The sequence below is a fragment of the Steroidobacter flavus genome (assembly GCF_042651805.1).
GTDB lineage: Bacteria > Pseudomonadota > Gammaproteobacteria > Steroidobacterales > Steroidobacteraceae > Steroidobacter > Steroidobacter flavus.
In genome coordinates this window covers 1,003,365-1,028,882 of record NZ_JBHSDU010000015.1, presented here as the reverse complement: position 1 = coordinate 1,028,882, position 25,518 = coordinate 1,003,365, and the positions used below count along the sequence as shown (strand labels likewise).

Here is a 25,518-nt window from a genome sequence, read left to right as displayed (position 1 = left end):
CTAAGGAGAGTTGACATGTCTATGTTGATCAAGAAAGCAATCAGCGCTGTTGTGCTGTCGGCGGCGCTGCCGACGGCGGTGGTGTTCGCCGCGGATATTCCTTTGTACGGTGGCGGCGCGACGCTGCCGGCGGTGCCGTATGTGGGCTCGACGTTCGCGCCGGACGCGCGCCTGTCGACGGAACTGCGCAATCTGGCCGGTCCTTCGAAGGCCGGTGCGGGCATCGGCTCCGCTCTCGTGCCGTTCCCGGGCGACCCGCTGGCGTTCCTGTCTCCCATGATCTTCGATTCTTACATGGCGAACACGGTTGCTCCGTACGCCACGGACCGCGTGCGTCTTTCGTATTGCCAGACGGGCAGCGGCACCGGCAAGTCGCTACTGACGGTGGGTTCTCCCGGCGTTGGCAATGGCAGCGCCGATCTGAACTGCGGTGACTTCAATCCTCCGGGCACGCTGGGTGCGTTGGGCGGCTTCAGCTCGGTCAACGACCGGCCGAATTACATCGGCACCGATGCGCCGCTGTCCTCGACCGATTACATCACCAATTTCAACGCCGGCCTGAACGCTCAGAAGGGCGGTCTGGTGCAGGTCCCGACGTTGGTGGCCGCGGTCACGCTGCCGGTGCGCATCGATGGTTACTCCTCGCCGGTCAACATCAGCGTCGCCGATGTGTGCCGGATCTTCAAAGGCACCATCACCAACTGGAATGCGGTGACGAGCTTGAGCCCGACCGGACCGAACCTGGCGATCCGCGTCGTGTCCCGCAGCGATAACAGCGGTACGACCTATGCGTTCTCCAACTTCCTGGCGAACCGTTGCAACGCCGCTTTCGGTGGCGTGCTCCCGGATGCCCCGGCCGGCACGGCCGCGGTCTTCACCAATCAGACCTATAATCCCACCACCAAGCTCCGGGTCGATATCGCCGCCTCCGGCAACTCGGGCGTGGTCACTGCCGTGCGTGGGCAGAATGGCGCCATCGGCTACGCCGATGCGGGCGATGTGTTCGCAACGTCCACCAAGTACGCGTTGGTCGCCGGTCAGGATCCGCAGACGAATTTCACCGGCGCTGGCCTCTCCTATCTGATCAATACGCTGGTGAATACCACGGTGACCACTTCGAACGGCATTCCGACGACGACTGCTGTTCCTGCCGGTCAGGTCACCAGCTATCCTGGCGCGGTCGTGGTGGCCTCGCCAACCGCGAATGTGAGCGGCGGCTATCCGATCTTTGCGGTCACCTACCTGGCCACTTACGCTCGCGGTAACAACCAGGCCGATCAGGGTGCCAACGCGAATGCGGCTTCGGCGCTGCGGGGCCTGCTGAACTTCATCCACGGCCTCGGTACGGCGCCGGCCGTCCCGGCTCCTTCGTTGCCGGTGGGCTTCAGCTACATCGACCTCAGCAGCCCGGTGGTCAGCGGCGGCACGCTTGCTACCGCCGTTCCCAACGCCATCAGCCAGATCCAGAACTGATCGTTGCTCTCGAGAGTCGCATCCCGGGCTCGGACCCACTGCCGCAATGGCAGTGGGTCCTTCTCGATATAACAAAACCGATATGGACATCCAGTCAACACAGTATCCCCATCACACCATCCTCATCGTCGACCACGATGCTTCGAGCCGAGCCTTGCTCACCGGCATCCTCCGCGATGCCGGCTTCGAATGTTTGGAAGCTTGGGATATTTCCACCGCATCGCTGGCGTTGGAAGGCCGCCCCCCGGAGGCGATTCTGCTGGACAGCGTGTTGCAGGGAACGAATGGGCTGGAGTATCTGATCCGGCTCAAGGAAGATCGTCGCACTTGTGATATTCCCGTCATCATGATGAGCGCCGGCGCGACCATCGACGATCGCGTCGCGGGTCTCGAGCGTGGCGCGGACGATTTCATCGGCAAGCCGTTTTCACAATCCGAATGTGTCGCGCGTCTGCGAGCGGTACTGCGTCGGCGTGCGCGACAGCTGCGCTTGCAGAGCGGTCGCGATGAGACCGATGACACCGCGCCGGTCGAGTGTGGCGGACTGCGTCTCGACCCGCTCACGCGTCGGGTGACCGTGGGCGGCGATAGATACATCCGGCTCGGTCCCTCTGAATTCCAACTACTGAAAATCTTTCTGCGCAACCCGGATCGCGTCCACAGTCGCGACGATCTGCTCGCGAGCCTGCGTGGACCGAATCCGGCCATTCTCAGTCGTACCATCGATGTCTACGTGCGTCGAATCCGCCAGGCCTTGCAATGGCACGGCTGCGATTCGCTGCTGCAGACCGTGCACCGCTCGGGCTATCGGTTCTCCGGCTCACACCGGGAGCGGTCCCGATAACGATTGCGGCCCGAGCCTGCCTCACTCGTTAGTCGGAGCATGACTCTCGTAGTAGCGACCGTCGTCGTAGTCGGCGGGCAAGTGTTGTTGGTGCAGGAGAATCTTCCCGGCGAGCCGTGGTATCTGCCAGCGGGTCGCGTTGAGCCTGGCGAGCAATTGCTCGCAGCGGCGCGACGTGAATGCCGCGAAGAGGCGGGTCTCCACATCGAGCCCACCAATCTGCTCGCGATCGAACAGCGGTGGCGTGGCACCCGACCGTGGACGCGTTTCGTGTTTCGCGGTGAACTGGTGGGGGATGCCACGCCAAAGTCGGTGGCCGACAAGCACACGCAGGCCGCTGCCTGGTGGCCGGTCGAACAATTGCGCGAGCTGAATCTGAGAGGCGACGACGTGCTGAACCTCGTGGCGCTCGATGCCACCGAGGGTGCGTCGACCGGCATTCTGAAAGCGACCTGAAGGCATGGCTCACAGCGAAGATCACATGACGCTCGTCGAGGCCTGGTGTCACCACCGGCCCGGGCTGGTGCGATTTCTCGCGCGCCGTCTGCGTTGTGAAGCCACGGCGAAGGATATCGCCCAGGAGATCTGGCTGCGTTTGCAGCGGGTCAATCGACTGGCGACCGACCAGAATCCGCGCGCCTTGCTGTTTCAGATCGCGGCCAATCTGGCGACCGATCATTATCGCGTGCAGCAGCGGCGGATGGAGCTGGACGCCGAGATCGGCGAGCTGTTGAGCGACGAGCGGGACGAGGCGTCGCCCGAGCATTTGTTGATGGCGGCGCAAGAGCTGGCGCAGTTGGAACAGGTGGTGGATCAGCTGCCGGAGCGGAGCCGGGAAGTGTTCCGCATGAATCGTTTCGAAGGTTACAGCCAGCGCGAGATTGCCGAGCGATTGGGCATCTCGGTGACGGCGGTGGAGAAACATCTGCGCAAAGCCTTCGCGCGACTGGCCGCCTTGCGGACGACGCTCGAATGAGCGGGCTGGAGCAAACCAACGAGTCGATCGACGCGGTGGCCCGGGAGTGGGTGTTGAAGCTTGCGTCGGGCCATGCCACCGCGGCAGACGCGGCCGGTGTCCGCGCCTGGCTTGCGGAAGATCCGAAACATCGAAGCGCCTTCAAGCGGGCGAAGGCGATCTGGCACGACGCACGCGCCGTCGAGCACAAATTCCAGACCAAGCCACGGTCGCGCAGATTCATGGCGCCGTTGGCGGCGGCCGCTGCGATCGCCAGCATTCTGCTCGTGCCCATCGTCGGACACCTGTGGACCATTGGCCGCGCTGACTATCGTTCGCCGCTCAATCAGGTGAGCGAGGTCGCCTTGCCCGACGGCTCGACGGTGTGGCTCGACGCGGGCGCCGCCATCGATATCTCTTTCACCGGTCAACGGCGCGACGTGGCGTTGTTGCACGGTCGTGCCTTCTTCGCTGTCGCGCCCGATAGCAGCAAGCCGTTTCGCGTCGAAGCGTGCGATGGATCGGCGACCGCGGTTGGCACCGCATATTCGGTGGCGCTCGAAGAATCCCAAGTCACGGTCGCGGTCGAAGAAGGGCACGTGCGCATCGCCAAAGGCGCGACGGAAGTCACGCTCGCGGCCGGAATGCAGGGGCACTGGTCGAATAAGGGGCAGTTGTCGGCACAAACCGGTGACGCTGAGAGCATGGACAGCTGGCGGCACGGCCGGCTCATCGTCAACGACCGGCCGCTGGCCGAGCTCATCGACGAGCTCGATCGTTATCATCGCGGTGTCATCATCTTGCGAGATCGTGCCGAGGTGCATGTCAGCGGACAGTTCGACATCCGTCGCACCGATCAGGCATTGCAGGCGCTGGCGTTGAGCCAGGGCCTGCAGGTTTCCTACTGGACGCCTTGGCTCACCGTGTTGTCGCGTTGAGAGAAATCCGCGGGCGCGGGTTAGGTTCGCGCTCCGTCCGCTCGTAATACCTGCAGAGGATGCAGCGTGCATCCGGCAGCGACACGAGCAGACGGGGAGTTTCATGTCCAGGTATCGATATTCGTCGCGATCGGCGGCTCTCGCCACCGCGGTGGCGCTTACGCTCGCCACATGCACCGTTCAAGCGCAACAGAGCCGCACCGAGCAAACATCGCGTTCGCAACTGTCGTTCGATATTCCCGCTCAACCGCTGGCACGGGCGCTGAGTAAGTTCGGCGACACCACTGGATTTCAACTGGTCTATGAGGCGCGCCTCGCCGACAACAAGCTGTCGCGTGCGCTCGTCGGTACATTCGAGCCTCGTCAGGCGTTGATCGAGATGCTCGGCGACACGGGGCTCGTCGCTCGCTTCACAGATGCGCGCACGGCCGTGATTCAAGCGGCGAACAGCCTGAGAACGCTCGGGCCGGTGCGCGTTGAAGGTGCGCAACAGTCGGAGCCGCCACGCATTGGCGAAGGCACGGCGACCCTAGGCGGTGTGCGTGGTCATCAGGAAGATGAAACTACAGGCTACCGGCCGAATGTTTCCACGGTCGGCTCGGGCCGGCCGATTCCCATCGAAGACAACGCGCGGGCCATTTCCGTGCTGACGCGCGAGCAGATGGAAGATCAGGGCGTGAACGATCTGGGCGAAGCGCTGAATCGCTTGCCGGGTGTTTCGGTTGCGGGCGGCATCTTCGCGCGCGGTCAGCAGATCGAGAGCTTCCAGATCGACGGCGGCACGCCACTGAACATCAATGATTTTTTCCAAGGCTCCGGACCGGAGACCGGCAATTCATTCAACCTGGCCGCGTACGAGCGCGTAGAGCTGGTGCGTGGCGTGAACGCGGCCTATGTGGGCAACAATTCCCTCGGCGGCACGCTCAACTTGATTCGCAAGCGTCCGACGGCGCAATCGTCGGAAAAGTTTTCGTTGACCGCCGGCAGCTGGAATCGCTGGCAGGGCACCTATGACGTCACCCTGGCGAACATCGCCGATTCGAACATCGCGTTTCGCGGTGTAGTCGACCTGCAGACCAGCAAAGCCTTCTACGACAAGTTCCAGCGCGAGAATGGCATGGCTTACGGCATCTTCGACATTCCATTGTCGTCCACCTCGCGTGCCGAGTTCGGCATCAGCTACACCACGTCGCGAACGGACGCTCCTTACAACGGCGTGTACCGATATGCCGACGGTCCATTGCTCGACGTTCCTCGCAGCACCAACTTCGGACCGAAGTGGGGCTTCTCGGACTTCGAGGAGTCCGAAGTGTTCTCGCGCATCAAGACCGATTTCTCGGAGAACTGGACGGTCAACGTGGGGGTCAGCCGCAAGCTGCTGGACAAGTCGGTGACAGCCATCGATCCCATCGCCAACAACACCTGGCTGAGCAATGGCGAGATCACCCAATATGAGACGACCTACACCGATCCCATGGCCTCCGACGGCAAGGTCGAGCTGCTGAGCGGCGACATCCGCGTCGCGGGTAAATTCCAGACCTGGGGCCTGACTCACAATCTGTTTCTGCAGGCCGGGTACTACGACTCCGATGCAACGACCATCACCTCAGGTTGGGTGAACAGCTACAGCGAGACGGTGATCCCATCGCTGGATTCGCTGTTCGTCGACGATTTCGAGGTGGTGAAAACGGGTCGCGCCTTGGACCATACCTCCGAACGCCGGGTGCAGGGCTCGATCGAGGATCTGATCAGCTGGCGCGACAAGATCGACCTGCGCCTGGCGCTGGGCTACATGAACTCGGATTCGTATCGATTCAACCATGGATCGCGCTGGGTGAATTATTTCGGCGACGGCCGGGATTACGTGCGCCCGACCCGTGCCGAGAAGTATCACTCCAGACCGGATGCGACTCCGACGTATGCTCTGGTGTTCAAGCCATGGCGCGGCTGGAGCATCGCGCCCAGCTATGCTGAAGGAACCATCGATCAATCTTTCTACTACGCCACCAATGGCGAGCGCCTGGGGCCGGCCACGTACCAGAACAAGGAGTTGATGGTTCGCTATACCACGCCGCAATGGATGGCCAGCGCCAGCTACTACACCGCGGATAATGCCAACGTCGCCGAGTGGATGGCGGGCGTAAACATCTGCGGTCCGACGCGAATGGGGTCATGTTACTTCGAGAGCGGCTCCAGCGTGGAATCCAACGGCTACGAGTTCGAGCTGGCCGGACAGCTGTTCGAGCAGCTGAATGTTTCTTTGAGCTACACCTTTGGCGAGAGCACCAACAAGTCGACCAACCTGCCTGTGTTCTCCCAGTCGCCAGAGCAGACCGGCAAGCTGTTCGTCAGCTGGGCGCCGCCCGCATGGCCGGCATGGCGGTTGTCCGCCGGGTATTCGTATCGTAGCGATGTATATCTCTCCGGCTATCGAGCGATCTTCGACAACGGCGGCGTACAACACGGTTGGCTGCCGTTCGACTACGTGACCAAGGGCTTTCATCTGTTCGACCTGGGCGTGCGTTATGCGTATTCGCCGTCGCTGGAGTTCTCGCTGCTGGCGGAGAACCTCACGGACGAGCCGTACTTGATCATTTCGGGCCCACGCAATGCTGCGTACGGCAATCCACGCAATGTTTCTTTGCAGTTCAAGTGGCTGGATCCTTCGTTGGGTCGTGGCGGCCGCGCGTCGATGAACGAGCATTTTCCGTTCGGCGATCCGAGCCGCTGGTACACGGCGCTGGACTTCGGTTATCGGGACGGTGCGACGATCGAGGCCCGCTCGCCGAAACCTGCGACGTGGGATTGGGACTTGGGTGCGAACTTCGCCACATTTTGGCGCGTCGGCCGTCACGTGCGGGATCACTGGCGCGTCGAGGCGGAGGGTGGCTATCGCGCTATCGATATCGACGGCACTTATACGGCCGGCACGAAGCAGGCTACGCTTTGCTCGAACGCCTGGACCGCGCCCGCGTTTCCCGCTTGCGAGCCGCAAGGCGGCCGGTTCGATACCTTCAGCTTCATGGCGAACGGGTTGTATCAACCCTGGAACGATCGACGCTTCATGCCGTTCGTCGGTGCGGGCGTCGGCCTCGCCGTCGCGCAAGTGGAGATGGGCGGACGCTTACCGGTTCACGATGCCGCCGGCAATGAAATCACCGCAGGAACGGACACACACGTGGTGCGGCCTGCGGTGCAAGCCATCGCCGGTGTGTCGGTGCGCCTGGCCGACCGCTTGAGCGCCGACTTGAGCTATCGCTACTTCTATGTGCCGGACGCGAGCTGGTCGATGGCCAGCGACTCGGACGGCGGCGCAGATCCCATCGAGTATGGTCTGAATCGATTCGAAGCCGACTTGAAGGATCGATCGATCAGCGTGGCGTTCCGCTGGAACTTCGACGCCGGCGCCCGCTGACCGGCGCTTGCGGCTTTTGGTTCTTGTTCATGCGTTGATTTGGTATCGCAGCCGAAGTGACGGATGTCTTTACATCCTACAAATGATGACATTGTTGTAACTGCCACGTCATCCGGTCTCTCGATACTCGCCGCCCCCGAAGCATAGTAAACACGGGCGAGAGACGAGATGACGACGATGAAGATGAAGATCCTTGCCGCCAGCGTAGTAGCGGCATTGCTTGGCGGCTGCGGTGGTGGCGACAACAACGTGCAGAACCCCGCGTCGAATCCGCAGGCAGCCAATCCGCTGCCGGAGCCGAGCGGCGGCAAAGACGAAGATCCCGGTTCGCCGGGCAGTGAGCCGGAGACACCCGACGGTGACAGCGGCACGCCTGGAAGCGAAGTCGAGCCACCAAAACGACATGCATTGAAGATCGGCATTCTGCCGGACACGCAAGGGGGCGGCGAGAACGTGTCGATTCATCCGATGGAAGCGGTGTTGGCCAAGTTCCAAGAGCAGGGCGTGAACATCGTGATTCCGGTCGGCGATCTGACGGACAACGGCTCGACGCGTGAGCTGGAGCAGTGGACCACCATCGCCAGCAAATATCGCGATCGCGGCATGGAATTCCTGCCGCTCATGGGCAATCACGAAGACAGCTTCGCTTACATGGTGGAGTGGGTCGAGAGCATGAAGGACTACATCCCGAAAGATGCGGTCCACATGAACGGAGCGCAATACCTCGACTACTACGTGGTGCGCGATGGCGTGCTCATCGTCGTTCTCAAGTACTACCACCTGCCGTTGGCGTTCCAGTGGATCAAGCAAGTGGTCGCGGAGCATCGCGATAACGTCGAACACATCGTGATCGCCAGCCACGACGGCCTGGTCGGCCCGAAGTACGGCGAAGTGCGCGAGATGATCATCGAAGGCACTAAAGGTGACGATCGCCTGCTCGATCAATGGGATGACATCCGTGCCTTTTTCTCCAAGCACGACGTGGTGTGGGTGCAGGGCCATGAGCACATGTATCAGCGCTCGGTCATCAAGGCACCGCTCGGCATCGATGCGACCTCGTGGCGCGCCAGCGATCGCAACTATCGTTTGCCGCAGTTCACGCAGATCGTCTCGGGCAACGCTTCGTACAAGGGTTACGAATCGCGCTTCGGCGAAGGCGAGCTGATCCAGAGCGTAATTCAGCAAAAGATGGCGACGCTGTCGAACGGCTCGCGCGCGTTCGATGCGAATGCCACGGTGCTCAGCTTCGACGGCCCGCGCCTCGACATGGAGGCGTACTTCGCCGAGCACACCATCGAGAACAACGAGCAGGGCGCGAAGGAGCTGGAAAATCCGCAATGGCACCTGTTCGACAAGTTCTCGCGCACCACCGACCGTTGCGAGCGCATCGTGTATCCGAATTCCATCCCGGCCGGCACGCGTCCGGTGATGGTGCTCGATCCTCAGTACTGGACCAACACCTGCACGGCGAAGGACGGTTCGCAGGCGCGGCTCATTGCCGGCGTCAACAACACCTTCAACCGGATGGAGAGCACCAATCGCTCCTTGAGTTGGACGCCCGGCTTCAGCCGCGCGGAGAGCCAGGGCGATCTGATGCGTCTCGCTTATCAGTTCCTGTTCCAGTATCACGAGTCCTGGACGCCGAACCTCAATGGCCGCAATCGTCTGGTTCCGAACGCCGATCAGTTCGAGGTCGACGTGCCGGCCACCACGACGGATATGAAGGAACACGTGACGCTGAGCTGGCTCGATGGCACGGCCGAAACAGTGTCCAACATTCTCCTCGTCAGCGGTACGCAGCAGCAGACAGGAACCTTCAGCAGTGCTTACGGCGCGCCCAAGGATATCGAAGTGGACGCGGGCTTGCCGGGCAGCCAGCCGGACGGCACCGCGAAGACGCCGGTGCAGTTGCCGGCGAGCGCCACGAAGAAGTGGGACATCTCCGACGCGGTCGCCGATTCGTACGTGCTGCAGTTCACGGCCACCAACACTGTGAATGCCAGTAAGCACACTCTTGCGCGCAAGATCGGTGGCAAGTGGAAGCCGCTGGTGGATGAGGAGTGCCTGCTGGACGTGCCCTTTGGCGAGGGCATGCTGCAGACTCCGCCGGCGCGGCCCGCCGGTTGCGAATCCCAACCCCTGGTCGGCTACGACAATAGTTACGGCAATCGTTGGTGGGCTGTGTTCGACGGTGACGTGGAAGTCGCGCTCGTTCGTCGGTAATGAGGCACTCGGTCGGGCCGGTGCTTGGTGCCGGCCCGACCGCTTGCGGCTCGCACGCTCCTCGCTCGTTCCTGAAGGCAACGGGCCGGGAGCGATGCGATGACGGACGGCGGGGAGGGCGAGAGCAAGGGGTTGGGGCGGATTGCGGCTGCAATCCGTTCGCATCGGTCCGATCTCATTGGTTTTCTGGCGCGACGATTGCGCTGTTTCGCGACGGCGGAAGACGTTGCCCAAGAAGCCTGCACCCGCCTGTTCGAAGCCCGCGATGCCGTGCACAGTCCGCGGGCATTTCTGTTTCAGGTCGCGGCGAACCTCGCGTTGGACCACCGTCGCGTGCATCGTCGGCGTGACGACTTGCTGCGCGAGGTGCACGACATTCTGTGGACCGAAGACGATCAGGTGACGCCGGAACGTCACATCGTTGCGCGCGACTTGATCGAACGGCTCGAAGCTGCCATCGCCGATCTGCCCGAGACCAGCCGTCACATGTTTCGCTTGAGCTATTACGAAGGGCTCACTCAGAACGAGATCGCCGAGCAGTTGCAGGTTTCGCGCACCACGGTGAAAAAGCACGTGCGACGTGTCTTTCTGCGTCTCGCCGAAGTGCAATCGCAGTGGGCCGAGCAGGACCAGCGCATCGACTCGGTCGAAGCGGCGCGTAATCTGCTGCTGATGGCGGACGGGCGCTGAGTGGCCATGGTCCCTTCCAACACGTCGTTGCAATTGATCGCACGCGAATGGGTGCTGCGTCTCGCCGACGGCGATGTGACCGCCGACGACGTCGAGCAGTTGAAAGCGTGGCGAGCCGCCCATCCGGCGCATGAAACTGCATTTTGCGAGGCGCGCCGGTCGTGGCGCAGCCTGCAACGATTCGAACCTGACTTCCAACGTCACGCCGCGACCGATGCACCGAAAGCTCGGGCAACGTTGACTGCCGCGCGTTGGGGCCGAGTGGGTGGGACGATCGCCGCGATGGCCGCGTCCATTCTGGCCGTCGTGATTCTGTTCGATCCGGCGACCCGAATGCAGGCCGACCATCTCACCGGCACCGGCGAGATTCAAAAGATCTATCTGCCCGATGGCTCGCGAGCGGTGTTGAACACTGATTCGGCCATCGATGTCGCTTACGAGGAAGGCGAGCGACGCATCGAATTGCTCCGAGGCGAAGCCTGGTTCGAAGTCCGTCCCGATCCCTCCAAGCCTTTCATCGTTCACGCGCACGAGGGACAAGTGCGTGCCGTGGGCACGGCCTTCAGTGTGAGGCTCGAGCCGGACGATCGAACGACGGTGATTGTGTCTCACGGCACGGTCGCAATCTCCGATGGCGCGAGCATCACGAGCACGGCTTCTGTCGGTGAGCGCGTGAGCTTCGGCGGCCGCAAGCTCACTCAGGAAGGTTCTGTCGACATCGACTCCTTGCTCAGTTGGCGCGAGCGGCGGGTCGTGATTCGCGATCGTCCTCTGCACGACGCCGTCGCCGAGCTGGACCGCTATCATCGAGGCGCCATCGTCGTGCTCGGCCCGGCACGCGAGCAACGCATCACCGGCATCTTCGAGACCGACGGTATCGATGCGGGTCTCGACGGCATCGCCGCCGCCCGGGGCCTCGATGTCATTCATCTGACACCGCTCCTGACTATCTTGCGCTGAGCTCGGCGGGGTTACCCGAGCAGCCGCGTTACTCGTCTCAACTTCCACAAGGCAGCGCGTTGCTGCCAGGGGAAGCGATGAAGACAGTGATGACGGGGCGAAGGATGCAGGCGTGGAGCGTCATTGGCGCGTCGGTCGCGATGATTCTGGCGGCGGCGTCGGTGCGCGCGGCGGAATCTCAGCAGCAGGCACCGGCCGATCGTAGCGCCACGATCTCGATTCCCGCGGGCTCGCTCGATCGCAGCCTGCAAGCCTATGCCGAAGCAATGAATGTTCAGCTGGTCTACGCGCCGGAGCTGGTCGCCGGCTTGCGCAGCCGGGGTCTGAGCGGCGCGTATGGTCGTCGTGAGGCGCTTGAATTACTGCTCAACGAAAGCGGTCTCACGTTTCGCTTCGTCAACGAGCGTACCGTCACGCTCGAGCGCGCTCCGCAACCGGGCACTCGCACGCTTGGACCGGTGCGAGTGGAGGGCGCGGATCAGACCAAGCCCGTGCGCGGCGAAGGTACTGCGCAGTTGGGTGGCATTCGCGGTGGGCAGGATCAAGAAGCGAGGGGACTGCGACCGGTGACCGCAGCGGTCGGCGCGGGTTCTCCCATGGCGATCGAAGATGTGCCGCGATCGGTGTCCGTGTTGACCCAGGCGCAGATGGAAGCGCAGGACGTGCAGGATCTCGGCGAGGCGGTGCGACGCATGCCGGGGCTGTCGATGATACAAACATCGGCGAGCAGCGCGGCCTCGAGTTCCGGCGCCCAAGTCTATTCGCGGGGTTTTCGCATCGATACAGTGCAGATCGATGGCGGCGCGCCGCGCGGCCTCGACATGGTTCGCAACGGCTTGCTCGATCTCAACGCTTATGAGCGCATCGAGCTGGTGCGCGGTGCGAACGGAGCATTTGCCGGCACCGAGTCGCCGGGCGGCTCCCTCAATCTCGTGCGCAAACGGCCAGGCGGCGCACCGATGCTGGACGTCGCGCTCACGGCCGGGACCGACGAGCGCTATCAAGGCACGGTCGATTGGTCGACGCCGAGCCTGCTCGATTCTCCCGTCGCGTTTCGCGGTGTCGCCTCCTACGAGGATCAGCAATTCCCCTGGGACAACGATCGTCTCAAGCGCACCTCGCTGTATGGCATCTTCGATTTGCCCTTGGGAGATCGGGCGCGCCTGGAGCTCGGCGCGCAGTATCAGGACGTGAATGAGAAGGGCCTGTACACCGGCTCGTATCGCTATTACGACGGTCCGAATGTCGATGCGCCGTTCTATTTCAACGTCTCGCCCGACTGGACGTTTCTAAACAGCGAAACGGTCGAGCTGTTCAGCCGTTTCTACGTGCGACTGCTGGATGACTGGAACCTCGATATCGGCGTGAACTATTCCAACGTGGAGAAGAGCAGCCTGGATGCCTACGTGGGCCTTTTCGTGCTGTCGACCACTCAGGATGCGTTTCAAATCTGCCGGAACGGTACCTGCACTCGCCGGGCCTCGCGCTTGATCGTATCGGATAATTTCGCGACCGCGGAAAACCTGGGCACGGATTTTCGAGTATCGGGTCAGTTCGAGACCTGGGGCCTGACTCACAATGTGACTTTGCTCGGCGACTTCAACGCGCTTGCGACTACCGACGGGAGATTGCAGTGGGGCGAGACCACCTGGCCAGGCCTCTACGCACTGAGCGACTTTTTGCGATTGCCCGATGCCGCGGCGCCGCCGCGGACCAATGTCCGTCCTCCCTACGATCCCGATTTCAAGTACACCTCGTCGCAGTGGGGATTGACGGTCGCCGATGAGATTTCGTGGCGCGATCGAGCCGCCGTGATCCTGTCCGCCCGTCGCAGCGACTCCGAGTTCTCCAGCGGCAAAGTGAGTCGTCGCGCCTCCGACGGCGTGGTCTATGACGTGCGCATCGACGATGATTTCGACGGCACGGTGAATCGTGCTCCGGAGTGGCATCCCAGCTATGCGGCAAGATTCAGCCCGCTGCGCGATGTGACGGTGTACGGCAGTTATTCGCAAGGCTTCGAGGAGCCGCAGCCGAGGTATACGCCGAGCGGCGAGCAATTGGGTGCCACGACTTACAAGAACATCGAGTACGGCGTGAAATACGGTGTCGCCGACTGGCTGCTGACGGCGTCGCGATACACGTTGAAACAAGAGGGTGTGGCGGTGGAAATTCCAGGCACCCAGGGACAGTGCGGCCCCAAGCCCAATTCCTATTGTTACTTCGGCGGCGGCGTCAGCATCGAAAGCACCGGCTACGAGCTGGAGGCGGTCGGTCGGTTCCTGAATCAGCTCGATGTGGCGTTGAGCTATACGGACAATCGCACGGTCAACAAGCCGAGCGATCTGCCGTTCGATACGCGCTCGCCGGAAAAGCTCGTCAAGGCGTCGCTCGGTTGGGACGTGCCGTGGATACCGTCGCTGACGTTGAATGCGGGCGCGGTGTACACCGGCGCTATCTTCGAGCAGGGTACGCGGCGGTTCTACGATCCGGTCACGTACGCACTGGTTGCGCAGCTGCCCTATGCGTTCGCGGAGGAGTCGACGCTGATCTGGGATCTGGGCGCGAGCTATCGCGTGAACGACAACGTGCAAGTGGCGCTGCTGGTCGAGAACGTCTCCGACACCGAGTATTACTCGACTGTCGGCAGCAGCACGAATTACATCGGCAACCCGCGCACGGCGATGTTGAAAGTGACATGGCGCGATGCTGGCGATCGCAGCGGATATACAGCGAGCCCGACCACGGGGCTGGCGCCGTTCGGCGATCCCGGCGACTGGTACGGCTCGTTCGATGTCGGTCAGCAGCGTCCCGAGGATTGGAAGGCGCACTCCACCGGTCGCGGCGTGTCCGGCGAAACAGTGAAGTGGAAGTTCGAAACCTCGCCGGCCGAAGCGTTCTACGCGCGGCTCGGTTATCGGTTGAACGATCGATGGCGCACCGAAGGTGAGATCGGCTTCCGTCAACATGGCTTCGGCAAAGTGGGCGGCAATTCAACCGTGCCTTATGGACTGTGCGGTGTGAGTTACGCCAGCGCCTACATCGACACCCCCGAGGATCGTATGACTCATTGTTACGATCCGCAGGGCGAGGGCCAGTACTGGAGCTTCATGGCCAACTTGATTCGCGACTTCGGTGCGCCGAGCAATCGTTTGCGGCCGTATCTCGGTTTGGGTCTCGGTGCCACGCGGGCTTCGGTGGACTTCTCCGGCCGCCTCGACGGTTACCGGGACGAGTCGTATCGCGCCTGGTATCAGCAGCAATTCGGCTCGTCGCTGCCGGTCGCGCCGGGTGAAACGGCCTTCGGGTCGGACACCAGTTGGGGGCTGACGTATCAAGTGTTGGCGGGTGTGAGCTGGCGTGTCACCGATCGAGCCACCCTCGATGTGAATTACAAATTCATTCACGACGAGCTGGATGTGAAGACCGCCAACGTCAAGGACTACTATCCGTATGACGGCTGGCCGACGCCACTGGTCAACGCCGGCTTGCCGCCGCTCGGCAGTTTCAAGGGCGATCTGAACAGCCACGCGTTCACGGTCGGCCTGCGCTGGGCGTTCGGAGCACCGAGCGCGCATTGAAGCGTTTGCGGGACTTCGCCGGCTGGCTCGTTCTTGTCGGGCCAGCCATCGCTTCGGTGAAGTCCCAGTGCGTGCAACCGGGCTCGTTGCCACATTCGAGCAGTATTACGACGAACTGTTGGGGTTCGTGCGGACGCGTATTGGCTGCGCGGCCACGGCGGCGGACATCATGCAGGACACGTACTTGCGGGTGTGCGCGAGCGAGTCGGAGCACGCCATCGCCAATCCGAAAGCGTTCGTCTATCGGATCGCCAGCAATCTCACCATCGATCATCTGCGACGGAATAAGTCACGGGGCAAGGTGATCGTCGCCGACGAGGTGCCCGAGGACGAACATCCGCAGGCGCCGTCGCCAGAACGCGAGTGGGTAGGGCAGGAGCGGCTGCATCTGCTGATGCAGGCGATCGGCGATCTGCCGCCGCGGTGTCGCGAAGTCTTCGTGCTCCGACAGTTCGAGAATCTGCACCAGGCTGAGATCGCCGAACGGCTCGGCATCTCGCGCAACATGGTGGAGAAGCATTTGCGGGTCGCGCTGTTGCACTGTATGCAACGCGTGGGAGACGAGGAGTGAGCGCGGCGCCCTCCATCGACGAGCAGGCCGTGAATTGGTTGATTCGTCGCGACGCCGGGCCGCTCGATGTCAGCGAGCAGGAAAACTTCGATCGCTGGCTGCTCGATCCGAAGCACGCACGCGCCTATCGGCGGGCGCAATCGATGTGGTCCGACGTGTCGGAGTTGCCGGAGAAACTTCCCGTCGAAGCGCAGACCCTGACAGCTACGTCGCTGCGTTTGCCGAAGGTCGAAAGCACGCGATGGCTTTGGGCACGCCGCGCCACCACGGCGTTGGCCGCAGCGCTCGCGATCGCGGTGGTAGTACCGCAACTGGCCTTGCAATGGCGTGCCGATGAGCAAACACGCGTCGGCGAGATTCGCAGCGTCAAGTTGCCGGATGGCTCGACGATCACGCTCAACACGGACTCCGCCGTCACCTACGAGTTCACCGATAACGCCCGCACGTTACATTTGTTGACGGGCGAAGCGGCCTTCGAAGTCGCAGCCGATGCCCGGCGTCCCTTCATCGTCGAGGCGAACGGCGGGCGCACGCGAGCGTTGGGCACGGTGTTCACAGTGAAGATCGATGCGGACGATGTGCAAGTCATCGGCATCGAGCATTCGGTCGAAGTCACGTATTCGAATAGCACGAGCTCGCTGTCGCGCACGCTTCATCCCGGTGAGCGCATTCGCTATGGCAGTCGGCTGGGCATGGCTTCCATTCAAGAGGCCGAGCCCACCGCGGATTCCTGGCGACGCGGCCGGCTGATCGTCGAGAACCAGCGGCTCGACGCCGTGGTCGACGAGCTCAACCGTTATCATCGCGGCCACATTCAATTGCTCGGCGCCGATCTCGGGGCGCTGCAAGTCAACGGCGTCTTTCCGTTGCAGGACATGGACGCCAGCCTCGCCGCGCTCGAACAGTCGCTGGGCCTCGAAGCCACCAGCATCGCCGGCTATTTCGTGTTCCTCTCCGCGCCGGGCCGCTGACCCGTCGCTGTCACAAAAAATTCTTCCCGGTCCGACATCCTCTTTTCGCGACCCTCTGCGTCACTGAGAGCGAGAGACGCTTCAGTACGTTCGCAAGAGAGGACCGATGTCGATCGACAAGCCCATCATGTCACCGCTGCTCGCCGCCATGATCGCGGGCATCCTGGCCGCCTCTTCGGTCGCGCGAGCCCAGGAGGCCCAGCCTGCGGAGCAAACGGAACAGGCCCCGCGTCGCTTCGATATTCCCTCCGGCTCGCTGGCAAGCGCGCTCAATCGTCTCGCGGATCTATCGGGCCTTGCGCTGGTGTATCCGGCGAGCCTCGTGCAGGGAATGAGCACGCGCGGCCTGTCCGGCAACTTCAGCGCGCAGCAGGCGTTGAGCTCGCTGCTGGAAGGCACGGGACTCCGGTTCCGCATGACCGGCAAGAATACGATCACGATTGAGAAGGCAACGCAGAGTGCGGATACGCGTGTGCTCGGGCCGGTGCGCGTCGAAGGTGCGGATCAAAGCAAGCCTCAACGAGGTGAAGGTACAGCGCAGCTCGGCGGCGTACGCGGCGGTCAGGATCAAGAAGCGCGTGGCGTGCGTCCGGTCGTGGCCGCGGTGGGTGCGGGGTCGCCGGTGGCCATCGAAGATATTCCGCGCTCGGTGTCGGTGCTGACTCAGGAACAGATGGAAGCGCAGGACGTGCAGGACTTCGACGAAGCGGTGCGACGCTTGCCGGGCCTGTCGATGATCCAGCGTTTGCCCAGCTCCGGCGGCAAAGCCTCCGGTGCCGGCGGCACGATTTATTCGCGCGGTTTCAGTGTGACGACAGTTCAGGTCGACGGCGGCGCGCCGCGCAGCCTCGATATCATCAACAACGGTCTGCTCGATCTCACAGGCTACGAGCGGGTCGAGCTGGTGCGGGGCGCGAACGGAGTGTTCGCCGGTATCAATTCGCCCGGCGGCACCCTCAATCTGGTGCGCAAGCGACCGGGCGGCGCGCCTTCGTTCGAGGCCGCGCTCACGGCTGGCACGGACGATCGTTACCAGGCCAAGATCGACTGGTCGACGCCCAGCGTACTCGGCTCGCCCATCGCGTTTCGCACCGCTGTGTCGCACGAGGATCAGCGCTTCGCGTGGGACAACGATCATCTCAAACGCACTTCGCTGTACGGGATCTTCGATATGCCGCTGGGCGATCGCGCCCGTCTGGAGCTGGGTGCCCAATATCTGAAGATCCGGGAGGACGGCTTTTACACCGGCTCGTATCGGTACTACGACGGCCCGAATCTCGCGACCCCGTTTACCTTCAACTACACGCCGCAGTGGGCGTTTCTCGATGCCGAGTCGAAGCAGTTGTTCACCCGCTTCTACGTGCGGCTGCTGAACGACTGGAACTTCGATATCGGTCTGAATTATTCGCACCAGGACAAGCGCAGCCTGGATGCGGTGATCAACGGCTCGGTGTTTCTGCTGTCGAACACCAACGCCGCCTATCAAACCTGCAATAGCAGCGGCGTGTGCAGGCCGCGCACCACGAACTTCTTCGCGCGCGAGGGTTTCTATACTTCGGAAACGTTGGGCACCGATTTCCGCGTCGCGGGCAAGTTCGACACCTGGGGGCTCACGCACGATGTTTATTTCGCCGGCGACTTCAACGAGGTCGGCGGTGCCGACACCGAGCTGTCGCGTAGCAACCCCAGCTGGACGGGCGTGTTCTCGCTCGCGGACTTCATGGCCCTGCCGTCGTACGGCGAGCCGGCGTACTTTGCAGGTAGCGTGCTGGGCATCGATACCGACTTCAAGAACACTTCCTCGGCATGGGGGCTCGCGATCTCCGATACGATTTCGTGGCATGACCGCGTCTCGGCGACTGCGTCCGCGCGCCGGCAGGGCTACGAGACCTCGGGGGGCAGATTGTTTCGCCGGCGCTCGGACGGCGAGCCCTATAACATTTCTCTCGATGAGATCTCCAACGGCGCGGTCGGGCGCGCTCCGGAGTGGCGTCCCAGCTATGCCGCGGCGGTCAAGCCGCTACGGGATATGACGGTGTACGGCAGCTACGCCGAAGGTTCGAGCACTCCGGAAGTCCTTTACTCGCCGGACGGCAAACAACTGGGCGCCACGACTTACAAGAACATCGAATATGGCGTGAAGTATGGCGTTGGCGACTGGTTACTGACGGCGTCGAACTACCGGCTCAAACAGGACGGCGTCGCGGTACAGATTCCGGGCACCCGCGGGCAGTGCGGGCCCACGCCCACCTCCTCTTGTTATTACGGCGGCGGCGTCAGCATCGAGAGCACGGGTTACGAGTTGGAAGCGGTCGGGCGGCTGTTCGAGCAGCTCGATGTCGCCGTGAGCTTTACCGACAATCGCAGCGTGAGCAAGCCCAGCGATGTGCCGTTCAACACCCGCTCGCCGGAGAAGCTCGGCAAGCTGTTCATGAATTGGGATGTGCCCTGGCTGTCGTCGCTGTCGGTGAACCTCGGCGCAATCTACACCGGTCGCATCTTCGAAGCGGGTACGCGCAGTATTTACGATGCCGTGACGTTCCGGCTGCTCGACACGATTCCCTACGCGTTCGAGGAGGACGCGACGCTGATCTGGGACCTCGGTGCCCGGTACCGCCTGAATGACAACATCGATGTTTCGTTGCTGGTCGAGAACGTCGCGGACACCGACTACTACTCGACCGTCAGCAGCGTCGTGAATCACATCGGCAATCCGCGCACGGCACTATTGAAAGTGACGTGGCGCGATGGCGGCGATCGCAGCGGCTATACGCCGAGTCCGACCACGGGGCTCGCACCGTTCGGCGAGCCGTCAGCGTGGTATGGCTCGCTCGATTTCGGTCAGCAACGTCCCGAGGATTGGAAAGCGGAATCCACGGGCCGCGGCTCGTCCGGTCAGCCGGTGAAATGGACCTTCGAGACCACGCCGGCCGAGGCGTTCTACGCGCGCATCGGTTATCGCTTGAACGATCATTGGCGCACCGAAGGCGAGGTCGGCTTTCGTCAACACGGCTTCGGCAAGATTGGAGGGAATCAGACCGTGCCCTATGGTCTGTGCGGCTTGAGCTATGCGGCGAATTACATCGGCAGGCCGGAGGATCGCCTCGCCCATTGTTATGATCCGCAGGGCGAAGGCTCGTACTGGAGTTTCATCGCCAACGCGATTCGCGACTTCGGCGCACCAGGCAATCGCTTCCGGCCGTACGTGGGTCTGGGCATCGGCGCGACGCGGGCTTCGGTCGATTTCTCGGGGCGTCTCGATGGTTATACCGACAACGTCTATCGCACCTGGTATCGCAATGCCTACGGCTCGCCGCTGACGTTGGTCGCGCCGGGCGAGGAGGCGGTCGGCGGTGGCTCCAGCTGGGGTCTCACGTATCAACTGCTGGTGGGGATGAGCTGGCGCATTACCGATCGCACGACCCTCGATGCGAGCTACAAATACATTCGCGACGAGCTGGACGTGAAAACTGCGAACCTGACTGACTACTATCCGCGCGAGTACGCGCAGGATCTGGCTAGCGCCGGCCCCGAGCCCGACCGCCTCGTCGGCGCCGGTCTGCCGCAGCTCGGCAGCTTCAAAGGCGATCTGAACAGCCACGCGTTCACGATCGGTCTGCGCTGGGCCTTCGGTGCGCCGGGCACGCACTAGGCGCTTGCGGCTCCCGCCGTCCTGGCTCGTTCCTGTGGGAGCGAGCCGGGAGCGGTGTGATGTCAGATGGCCGAAACGCGAGCGAGGCATTCCGCGAGAATGAATCTGGTCTGATCAGATTCATCGCGGCCCGTGTCGGCTGTCGCGCCACCGCCGAGGACATCGGTCAGGAGATTTATGTCCGGCTGGAGCGCGTCAGTTGGGCGCAGGTCGTCAATCCCCGCGCGTTCCTGTTCCGGATCGCCGCCAATCTCATCACGAATCACAAAGAGCAGGCGCGCCGGCACGCCGAGCTGAATGAAGAAGCCATGGCGCTGTTGTGGGGCCGCTTCGATTCGGCGACGCCCGAGCGTCATGCGCTGGCGGAGGAAGAGCTCACTCGAGTCTGGTCGGCCATGGAAGAGCTGCCGGAACGTACGCGCCAGGTCCTGGCGTGGAGTCGCTTCGAAGGCTTGAACAACACAGAGATCGCCGTGCGCCTCGGTATTTCCAGTCAGGCGGTGGACAAACATCTGCGCAAGGCGCTCGATCACTTGCTGTCCGCGAGCCGCGGCGAAAAAAGTTTGCCCTGACGGTTGGAATCCGGTTGGGCTGGCTGTCATGTCTTTGCCATGAGCAATTCTCCGAGCGGAAATGCGCGTCCCGAGCCCAGAAGCGCGAGCGACTGGGTCGCCTTGCTGGCTTCCAAGCGGGCGACTGCGGAGCAGTTGCGCGAGTTGAAAGCGTGGCTGGCGGCGGATGCGACGCATCGGCGCGAGTTCGACGAGGCGCGTCGGCTGTGGACCGGGCTGGCGCCGCTCGAAGCGCCGTTGATTCAATCGCTGCCGCGTCGTCGGCCCATCGCAATCACTGCGGGGCTTGCGGCTGCGGCGTGTCTGTTGATCGCAGTCTTCGTCTCCACATTCAACAATCATGACCTCATCTCGCCGGTGGGCGAAGTGCATGAAGTGCCGCTCGCCGATGGTAGTCAGCTGTGGCTGGACAGCGGCGCAGCCGTCGATTTCGAGCAGCGCGACGGTCAACGCACGTTGCGAGTGGCGAAAGGGCGGGTTCATATCGTCGTCGCCGAGAACGAAGCGCCATTCGTGGTCGAAGCGAAGGGCGCGGTGATTCGCGACATCGGCACGGCATTCTCGGTTGACGTCAGCGAAGAACAATTGCATGTCGCCGTGACCGAAGGATTGGTCGAAGTCAGTGCAGGAGATGACCTGACCACGCTCGGCGCCGGCCGTGCGGCGAGGTTCGGCGCTGACGATCTCAGCTCCACCTATAATTTCGAGGTGACTTTCGAAGCGGCCTGGCGCGAGGGACGCGTCCTGTTCAAGGAGGCGCCGCTGGCTAGAGTGGTGCACGAACTGGGGCGCTATCGAAGCGGCGGCATTCTGGTGCTGGACGACGATGCCGCCAAACAAACGGTCAGCGGCAGCATCGCGATCGCCGACATCGAAGGCGGTCTCGACTCGATCGTCAACGCCGCGGGTGCGCGCCTGATCAGGCTGCCCGGCGTGGTCATCGTGCTCGGCCCGCGCTGACCTCAACATCTCTTTCATCGATTCCAGTTGGAATAGCATCGCCTCGATTGTCCTTGTGGCAAGTGATGAGTAATTCATCGCACGCAAGCCGCAGGACGGTTCCGCGGCGTCGTATTCCGGAGGCTGGATGAAGGCGGTCAGAACGGGTTTGTCGAAGCTCGCGCTTGCGATTGCAACGACATTGTCGGTATGCGCGGTAGCTCAACAGGTACAGGCGCAGGAGACGGCGAGGGCGCAACGCTTTCGTTTCGAGCTCAAGGCCGGGTCGCTCAGCGAGACGCTGACGCGCTTCTCGGAGATCTCCGGCATTCAGCTGGTGTACTCGAGCGAGCTGGTCAAAGGCATCCAGAGCGGCGGGCTCACCGGCGAATACTCCGGCGTCGATGCGTTGACGAGTCTATTGAACGGGACCGGGCTCGTCGCTCGCTTCAGCACACCGACCACCGCTTCGGTCGTGCGCGCACCCAACAGTCAAACGCGTGAGTTAGGTCCAGTGCGTGTCGAAGGCGCGGATCAAACAAAACCCGTGCGCGGTGAAGGCGTCGCACAGTTGGGCGGCATTCGCGGTGGACAGAATCAAGAGGAGCGGGGACTGCGCGCCGTCGTGGCGGGGGTAGGTGCGGGTGCGCCCACCCCGATCGAAGATATTCCGCGTTCGGTGTCCGTGTTGACGCAAGCGCAGCTCGAAGCGCAGGACATCCAGGACTTCGACGAAGCGGTACGACGCATGCCGGGTCTGTCCATGATCGAGCGTCTGCCCAGCTCAGGTGGCGAAGCGTCCGGCGTGGGTGGCGCGATCTACTCGCGCGGCTTCTCTGTCTCGACTGTGCAGATCGACGGCGGCGCGCCGCGCTATCTCGATATCATCAACAACGGTCTGCTCGATCTCAACGGTTACGAGCGCGTCGAACTGGTACGTGGTGCGAACGGCGTGTTTGCCGGCGTCAATTCCCCGGGCGGTACCATCAATCTGGTGCGCAAGCGCCCGGGTGGCGCGCCTTCATTGGATGTGAATCTCACGGCCGGCACGGACGAGCGGTATCAAGCACAGGTCGACTGGTCGACGCCGAGCGTGCTGGGCTCGCCGGTCGCGTTTCTCACCAGCGTGTCTCACGAGGATCAGCAGTATCCGTGGGTCAACGATCATCTCAAGCGCACCTCGCTCTATGGCATCTTCGATATCCCGTTCGGCGATCGCGCCCGCCTGGAGGTGGGCGCGCGGTATCTGAAGATCGACGAGGACGGCCTCTATCAGGGCTCGTATCGCAGCTTCGACGGCGCCAATCTGCACACGCCGTTCGCGTTCAACTACACCCCCGACTGGGCCTTCCTCGATACCAAAACCACGGAGTTGTTCAGCCACTTCTATGTGCGACTGCTGGAGAACTGGAATTTCGACATCGGCCTGAACTATTCGAATCAGGACAAGCGCAGCCTGGACACGGCGGTCAACGGCACGGTGAATGTAATGTCGAACACCGATGAGGCTTTTCGAGTCTGCTATCAAGGCGTGTGCCGGCAGGTTCCGACGTCCATACTCGCGCGCGAGAACTTCTACACCGGGGACAATCTGAGCACCGACTTCCGGGTTACGGGCAAGTTCGACACCTGGGGCCTGACCCACAATGTCTATATGGCCGGCGACTTCAACCAGGCGAGCGGCGCCGACGCCGAGCTGGACCGGTACGATCCCAACTGGCCGGCGGTGTATTCGCTGGCGGATTTCATGAAGGTCCGTTACTTGCCCAAGCCGGCTTACTACTACGGCAGCACCTTCTCCTTCGACGACGACTACCGAAACACGACCTCGCAGTGGGGCCTGGCGGTCTCCGATACGATTTCCTGGCATGACCGAGCCTCAGTGACGCTGTCCGCGCGTCGACAGGGGTACAAGAGCTCGGGCGCCCGAGTGGTGCGCCGGCGTGCCGACGGCGAGCCGTTCCAGATCCAGAACGACGAGATCAATGACGGCCTCGGCGATCGCGCGCCCGAATGGCGGCCGAGTTACGCGGCGGCCTTCAAGCCGTTACGGGATGTGACGATGTATGGCAGCTATAGCGAAGGCTCGGACCCGCCGCGAGAGGTTTACGCGCCCGGCAACGAACGGCTGCCCGCCACGACTTACAAGAACCTGGAATACGGCGTGAAATACGGCGTCGCCGACTGGTTGCTGACGGCGTCGAACTATCGGCTCCAGCAGGATCATGTCGCGCAGGCGATTCCGGGAACCCGCGGGCAGTGCGGCCCTTTGCCCACTTCGCCTTGTTACTACAGCGGCGGTATCAGCGTCGAGAGCACCGGCTACGAGCTCGAAGCCACCGGTCGCTTGTTCGGCCAGCTCGATGTGGCGTTGAGCTATACGGACAATCGCACCGTGAACAAGCCCAGCGATGTGGCCCTCGACACGCGCTCCCCGGAAAAGCTGGGCAAGTTGTTCATGAATTGGGATGTGCCCTGGCTGTCGTCGCTGTCGGTGAACGTCGGCGCGATCTATACGGGGCGCATATTCGAGGAGGGCACGCACACGGAATACGATCCAGTCACGTTCGAGCTGGCCTTCGAAGAACCGTTCGCGTTCGAGGAAGACGCGACGATGATCTGGGACGTGGGCGCCAGCTACGCCGTGAACGACAACGTCAAGGTGTCGCTGCTGATCGAAAACGTCACGGATGAGGAGTATTACTCGACCGTCAGCAGCGTCGTGAATCACATCGGCAATCCGCGCACGGCGCTGTTGAAAGTGACCTGGCGAGATGGCGGCGATCGCAGCGGTTACACGCCGAGCCCGACGACGGGGCTGGCACCGTTCGGCGATCCGGGCGACTGGTACGGCGCGCTCGATTTCGGACAACAGCAGCCCGAGGACTGGAAGGCGGAATCGACGGGCCGTGGCTTGTCCGGTGAGCCGGTCAAATGGAAGTTCGAGACCACGCCGGCGGAGGCGTTCGCTGCGCGCCTCGGCTATCGTTTGAACGATCACTGGCGCACTGAAGGTGAGATCGGCTTTCGTCAACACGGCTTCGGGAAGATCGGCGGGAATCAGACCGTGCCCTATGGCCTGTGCAGCCTGAGCCATGCTCCGGAATTCATCGGAACGCCGCAGGATCGCTTCACCAATTGTTATGAGCCGCAGGGCGAAGGCTCGTATTGGAGCTTCATGGCCAATGCGATTCGCGATTTCGGTGCCGCGAGCAATCGCTTCCGGCCCTATGTGGGGATCGGCATCGGTGCGACACGCGCCGCGGTCGGTTTCAGGGGACGCCTCGATGGCTATACCGACGATGTCTATCGCAACTGGTACCAGACCACCTATGGCAGTCCACTGCCGAACTGGGCGCCGGTCGCGCCTGGCGAGCATGCGGTAGGTGGCGGGGCGAACTGGGGCTTCACCTATCAGCTGCAGCTCGGCATGAGCTGGCGCGTCACCGATCGGGCGACCATCGATGCGAGCTACAAATACATTCGCGACGAGCTGGATGTGAAGGCCGCGAACCTGACGGACTACTATCCTCGCGAGCTCTCGAACGAGCCGCCCTACAACATTCCCGAATCGGATCGCCTCGTCGGAGCCGGCCTACCGCAGCTCGGCAGTTTCAAGGGCGACCTGAACAGCCACGCGTTCTCGGTAGGTTTGCGCTGGGCGTTCGGCGCGCCCAACTAGCGGCCAAGCCTGCCACTTTCATCCTTTCGGCGGGTAGCTGAGGGTCACCCGCTGC

At 62.6% G+C, this 25,518-nt stretch carries 16 protein-coding genes; all 16 read left to right on the top strand.

The genetic code is table 11. The features are described from left to right. The first annotated feature begins 15 nt into the window (after positions 1-15). The 16 genes from ACFPN2_RS32250 to ACFPN2_RS32175 all read left to right on the top strand — a co-directional run bounded on the left by ACFPN2_RS32250 (position 16) and on the right by ACFPN2_RS32175 (position 25,463). Entirely contained in the window at positions 16-1,473 is a 1,458-nt protein-coding gene (locus tag ACFPN2_RS32250) for a substrate-binding domain-containing protein (protein ID WP_380604425.1), read from the top strand. Between the two features lie 82 nt (positions 1,474-1,555). Further along, positions 1,556-2,317 carry a response regulator gene (locus ACFPN2_RS32245; RefSeq protein WP_380604423.1) on the top strand — a complete coding sequence of 254 codons (762 nt, stop codon included), beginning with the start codon at positions 1,556-1,558 and terminating at the stop codon, positions 2,315-2,317. 39 nt (positions 2,318-2,356) lie between these two features. Next, positions 2,357-2,773: an NUDIX domain-containing protein gene (locus tag ACFPN2_RS32240; RefSeq protein ID WP_380604421.1), complete on the top strand. Its 417-nt coding sequence runs from the start codon at positions 2,357-2,359 to the stop codon at positions 2,771-2,773. 25 nt (positions 2,774-2,798) lie between these two features. Continuing rightward, on the top strand, positions 2,799-3,293 hold the full coding sequence (locus ACFPN2_RS32235; protein WP_380604419.1) for an RNA polymerase sigma factor: 495 nt from the start codon (positions 2,799-2,801) through the stop codon (positions 3,291-3,293). Further along, positions 3,290-4,210 carry a FecR family protein gene (locus tag ACFPN2_RS32230; RefSeq protein WP_380604417.1) on the top strand — a complete coding sequence of 307 codons (921 nt, stop codon included), beginning with the start codon at positions 3,290-3,292 and terminating at the stop codon, positions 4,208-4,210. Before ACFPN2_RS32235 ends, ACFPN2_RS32230 begins: the two co-directional genes overlap by 4 nt. A gap of 103 nt (positions 4,211-4,313) precedes the next feature. Then, the gene (locus ACFPN2_RS32225) at positions 4,314-7,625 is read left to right on the top strand and encodes a TonB-dependent receptor plug domain-containing protein (protein ID WP_380604415.1); all 3,312 of its coding nucleotides are present in this window, start codon (positions 4,314-4,316) and stop codon (positions 7,623-7,625) included. 168 nt (positions 7,626-7,793) lie between these two features. Then, complete coding sequence (locus tag ACFPN2_RS32220; protein ID WP_380604413.1) at positions 7,794-9,848, top strand: metallophosphoesterase family protein; 2,055 nt, start codon at positions 7,794-7,796, stop codon at positions 9,846-9,848. Between the two features lie 99 nt (positions 9,849-9,947). After that, entirely contained in the window at positions 9,948-10,538 is a 591-nt protein-coding gene (locus ACFPN2_RS32215) for an RNA polymerase sigma factor (protein ID WP_380604411.1), read from the top strand. Positions 10,539-10,544: 6 nt separating this feature from the next. Further along, positions 10,545-11,498: a FecR family protein gene (locus tag ACFPN2_RS32210; protein WP_380604409.1), complete on the top strand. Its 954-nt coding sequence runs from the start codon at positions 10,545-10,547 to the stop codon at positions 11,496-11,498. A 77-nt stretch (positions 11,499-11,575) separates the two neighbouring features. After that, positions 11,576-15,076 (top strand): TonB-dependent receptor domain-containing protein, encoded by a 3,501-nt coding sequence (locus ACFPN2_RS32205; protein ID WP_380604407.1) that lies wholly within the window; start codon positions 11,576-11,578, stop codon positions 15,074-15,076. 67 nt (positions 15,077-15,143) lie between these two features. Next, positions 15,144-15,647 (top strand): RNA polymerase sigma factor, encoded by a 504-nt coding sequence (locus tag ACFPN2_RS32200; RefSeq protein ID WP_380604405.1) that lies wholly within the window; start codon positions 15,144-15,146, stop codon positions 15,645-15,647. Further along, a complete protein-coding gene (locus ACFPN2_RS32195) occupies positions 15,644-16,618 on the top strand; it encodes a FecR family protein (protein ID WP_380604403.1) in 975 nt (324 codons plus the stop codon). Before ACFPN2_RS32200 ends, ACFPN2_RS32195 begins: the two co-directional genes overlap by 4 nt. A 106-nt stretch (positions 16,619-16,724) precedes the next feature. After that, entirely contained in the window at positions 16,725-20,270 is a 3,546-nt protein-coding gene (locus ACFPN2_RS32190) for a TonB-dependent receptor domain-containing protein (protein WP_380604402.1), read from the top strand. Between the two features lie 59 nt (positions 20,271-20,329). Further along, entirely contained in the window at positions 20,330-20,842 is a 513-nt protein-coding gene (locus tag ACFPN2_RS32185; RefSeq protein WP_380604399.1) for an RNA polymerase sigma factor, read from the top strand. 39 nt (positions 20,843-20,881) lie between these two features. Further along, positions 20,882-21,802 (top strand): FecR family protein, encoded by a 921-nt coding sequence (locus ACFPN2_RS32180; RefSeq protein WP_380604397.1) that lies wholly within the window; start codon positions 20,882-20,884, stop codon positions 21,800-21,802. A gap of 127 nt (positions 21,803-21,929) precedes the next feature. Next, positions 21,930-25,463, top strand: a complete 3,534-nt coding sequence (locus ACFPN2_RS32175; protein WP_380604395.1) for a TonB-dependent receptor domain-containing protein — start codon at positions 21,930-21,932, stop codon at positions 25,461-25,463. Positions 25,464-25,518 lie beyond the last annotated feature (55 nt).

Excerpts from the sequence above, each read along its gene's own strand:
- ACFPN2_RS32250 (WP_380604425.1), top strand. The coding sequence starts at position 16 with ATGTCTATGTTGATCAAGAAAGCAATCAGCGCTGTTGTGCTGTCGGCG.
- ACFPN2_RS32245 (WP_380604423.1), top strand. The coding sequence starts at position 1,556 with ATGGACATCCAGTCAACACAGTATCCCCATCACACCATCCTCATCGTC.
- ACFPN2_RS32240 (WP_380604421.1), top strand. The coding sequence starts at position 2,357 with ATGACTCTCGTAGTAGCGACCGTCGTCGTAGTCGGCGGGCAAGTGTTG.
- ACFPN2_RS32235 (WP_380604419.1), top strand. The coding sequence starts at position 2,799 with ATGACGCTCGTCGAGGCCTGGTGTCACCACCGGCCCGGGCTGGTGCGA.
- ACFPN2_RS32230 (WP_380604417.1), top strand. The coding sequence starts at position 3,290 with ATGAGCGGGCTGGAGCAAACCAACGAGTCGATCGACGCGGTGGCCCGG.
- ACFPN2_RS32225 (WP_380604415.1), top strand. The coding sequence starts at position 4,314 with ATGTCCAGGTATCGATATTCGTCGCGATCGGCGGCTCTCGCCACCGCG.
- ACFPN2_RS32220 (WP_380604413.1), top strand. The coding sequence starts at position 7,794 with ATGACGACGATGAAGATGAAGATCCTTGCCGCCAGCGTAGTAGCGGCA.
- ACFPN2_RS32215 (WP_380604411.1), top strand. The coding sequence starts at position 9,948 with ATGACGGACGGCGGGGAGGGCGAGAGCAAGGGGTTGGGGCGGATTGCG.
- ACFPN2_RS32210 (WP_380604409.1), top strand. The coding sequence starts at position 10,545 with ATGGTCCCTTCCAACACGTCGTTGCAATTGATCGCACGCGAATGGGTG.
- ACFPN2_RS32205 (WP_380604407.1), top strand. The coding sequence starts at position 11,576 with ATGAAGACAGTGATGACGGGGCGAAGGATGCAGGCGTGGAGCGTCATT.
- ACFPN2_RS32190 (WP_380604402.1), top strand. The coding sequence starts at position 16,725 with ATGTCGATCGACAAGCCCATCATGTCACCGCTGCTCGCCGCCATGATC.
- ACFPN2_RS32185 (WP_380604399.1), top strand. The coding sequence starts at position 20,330 with ATGTCAGATGGCCGAAACGCGAGCGAGGCATTCCGCGAGAATGAATCT.
- ACFPN2_RS32180 (WP_380604397.1), top strand. The coding sequence starts at position 20,882 with ATGAGCAATTCTCCGAGCGGAAATGCGCGTCCCGAGCCCAGAAGCGCG.
- ACFPN2_RS32175 (WP_380604395.1), top strand. The coding sequence starts at position 21,930 with ATGAAGGCGGTCAGAACGGGTTTGTCGAAGCTCGCGCTTGCGATTGCA.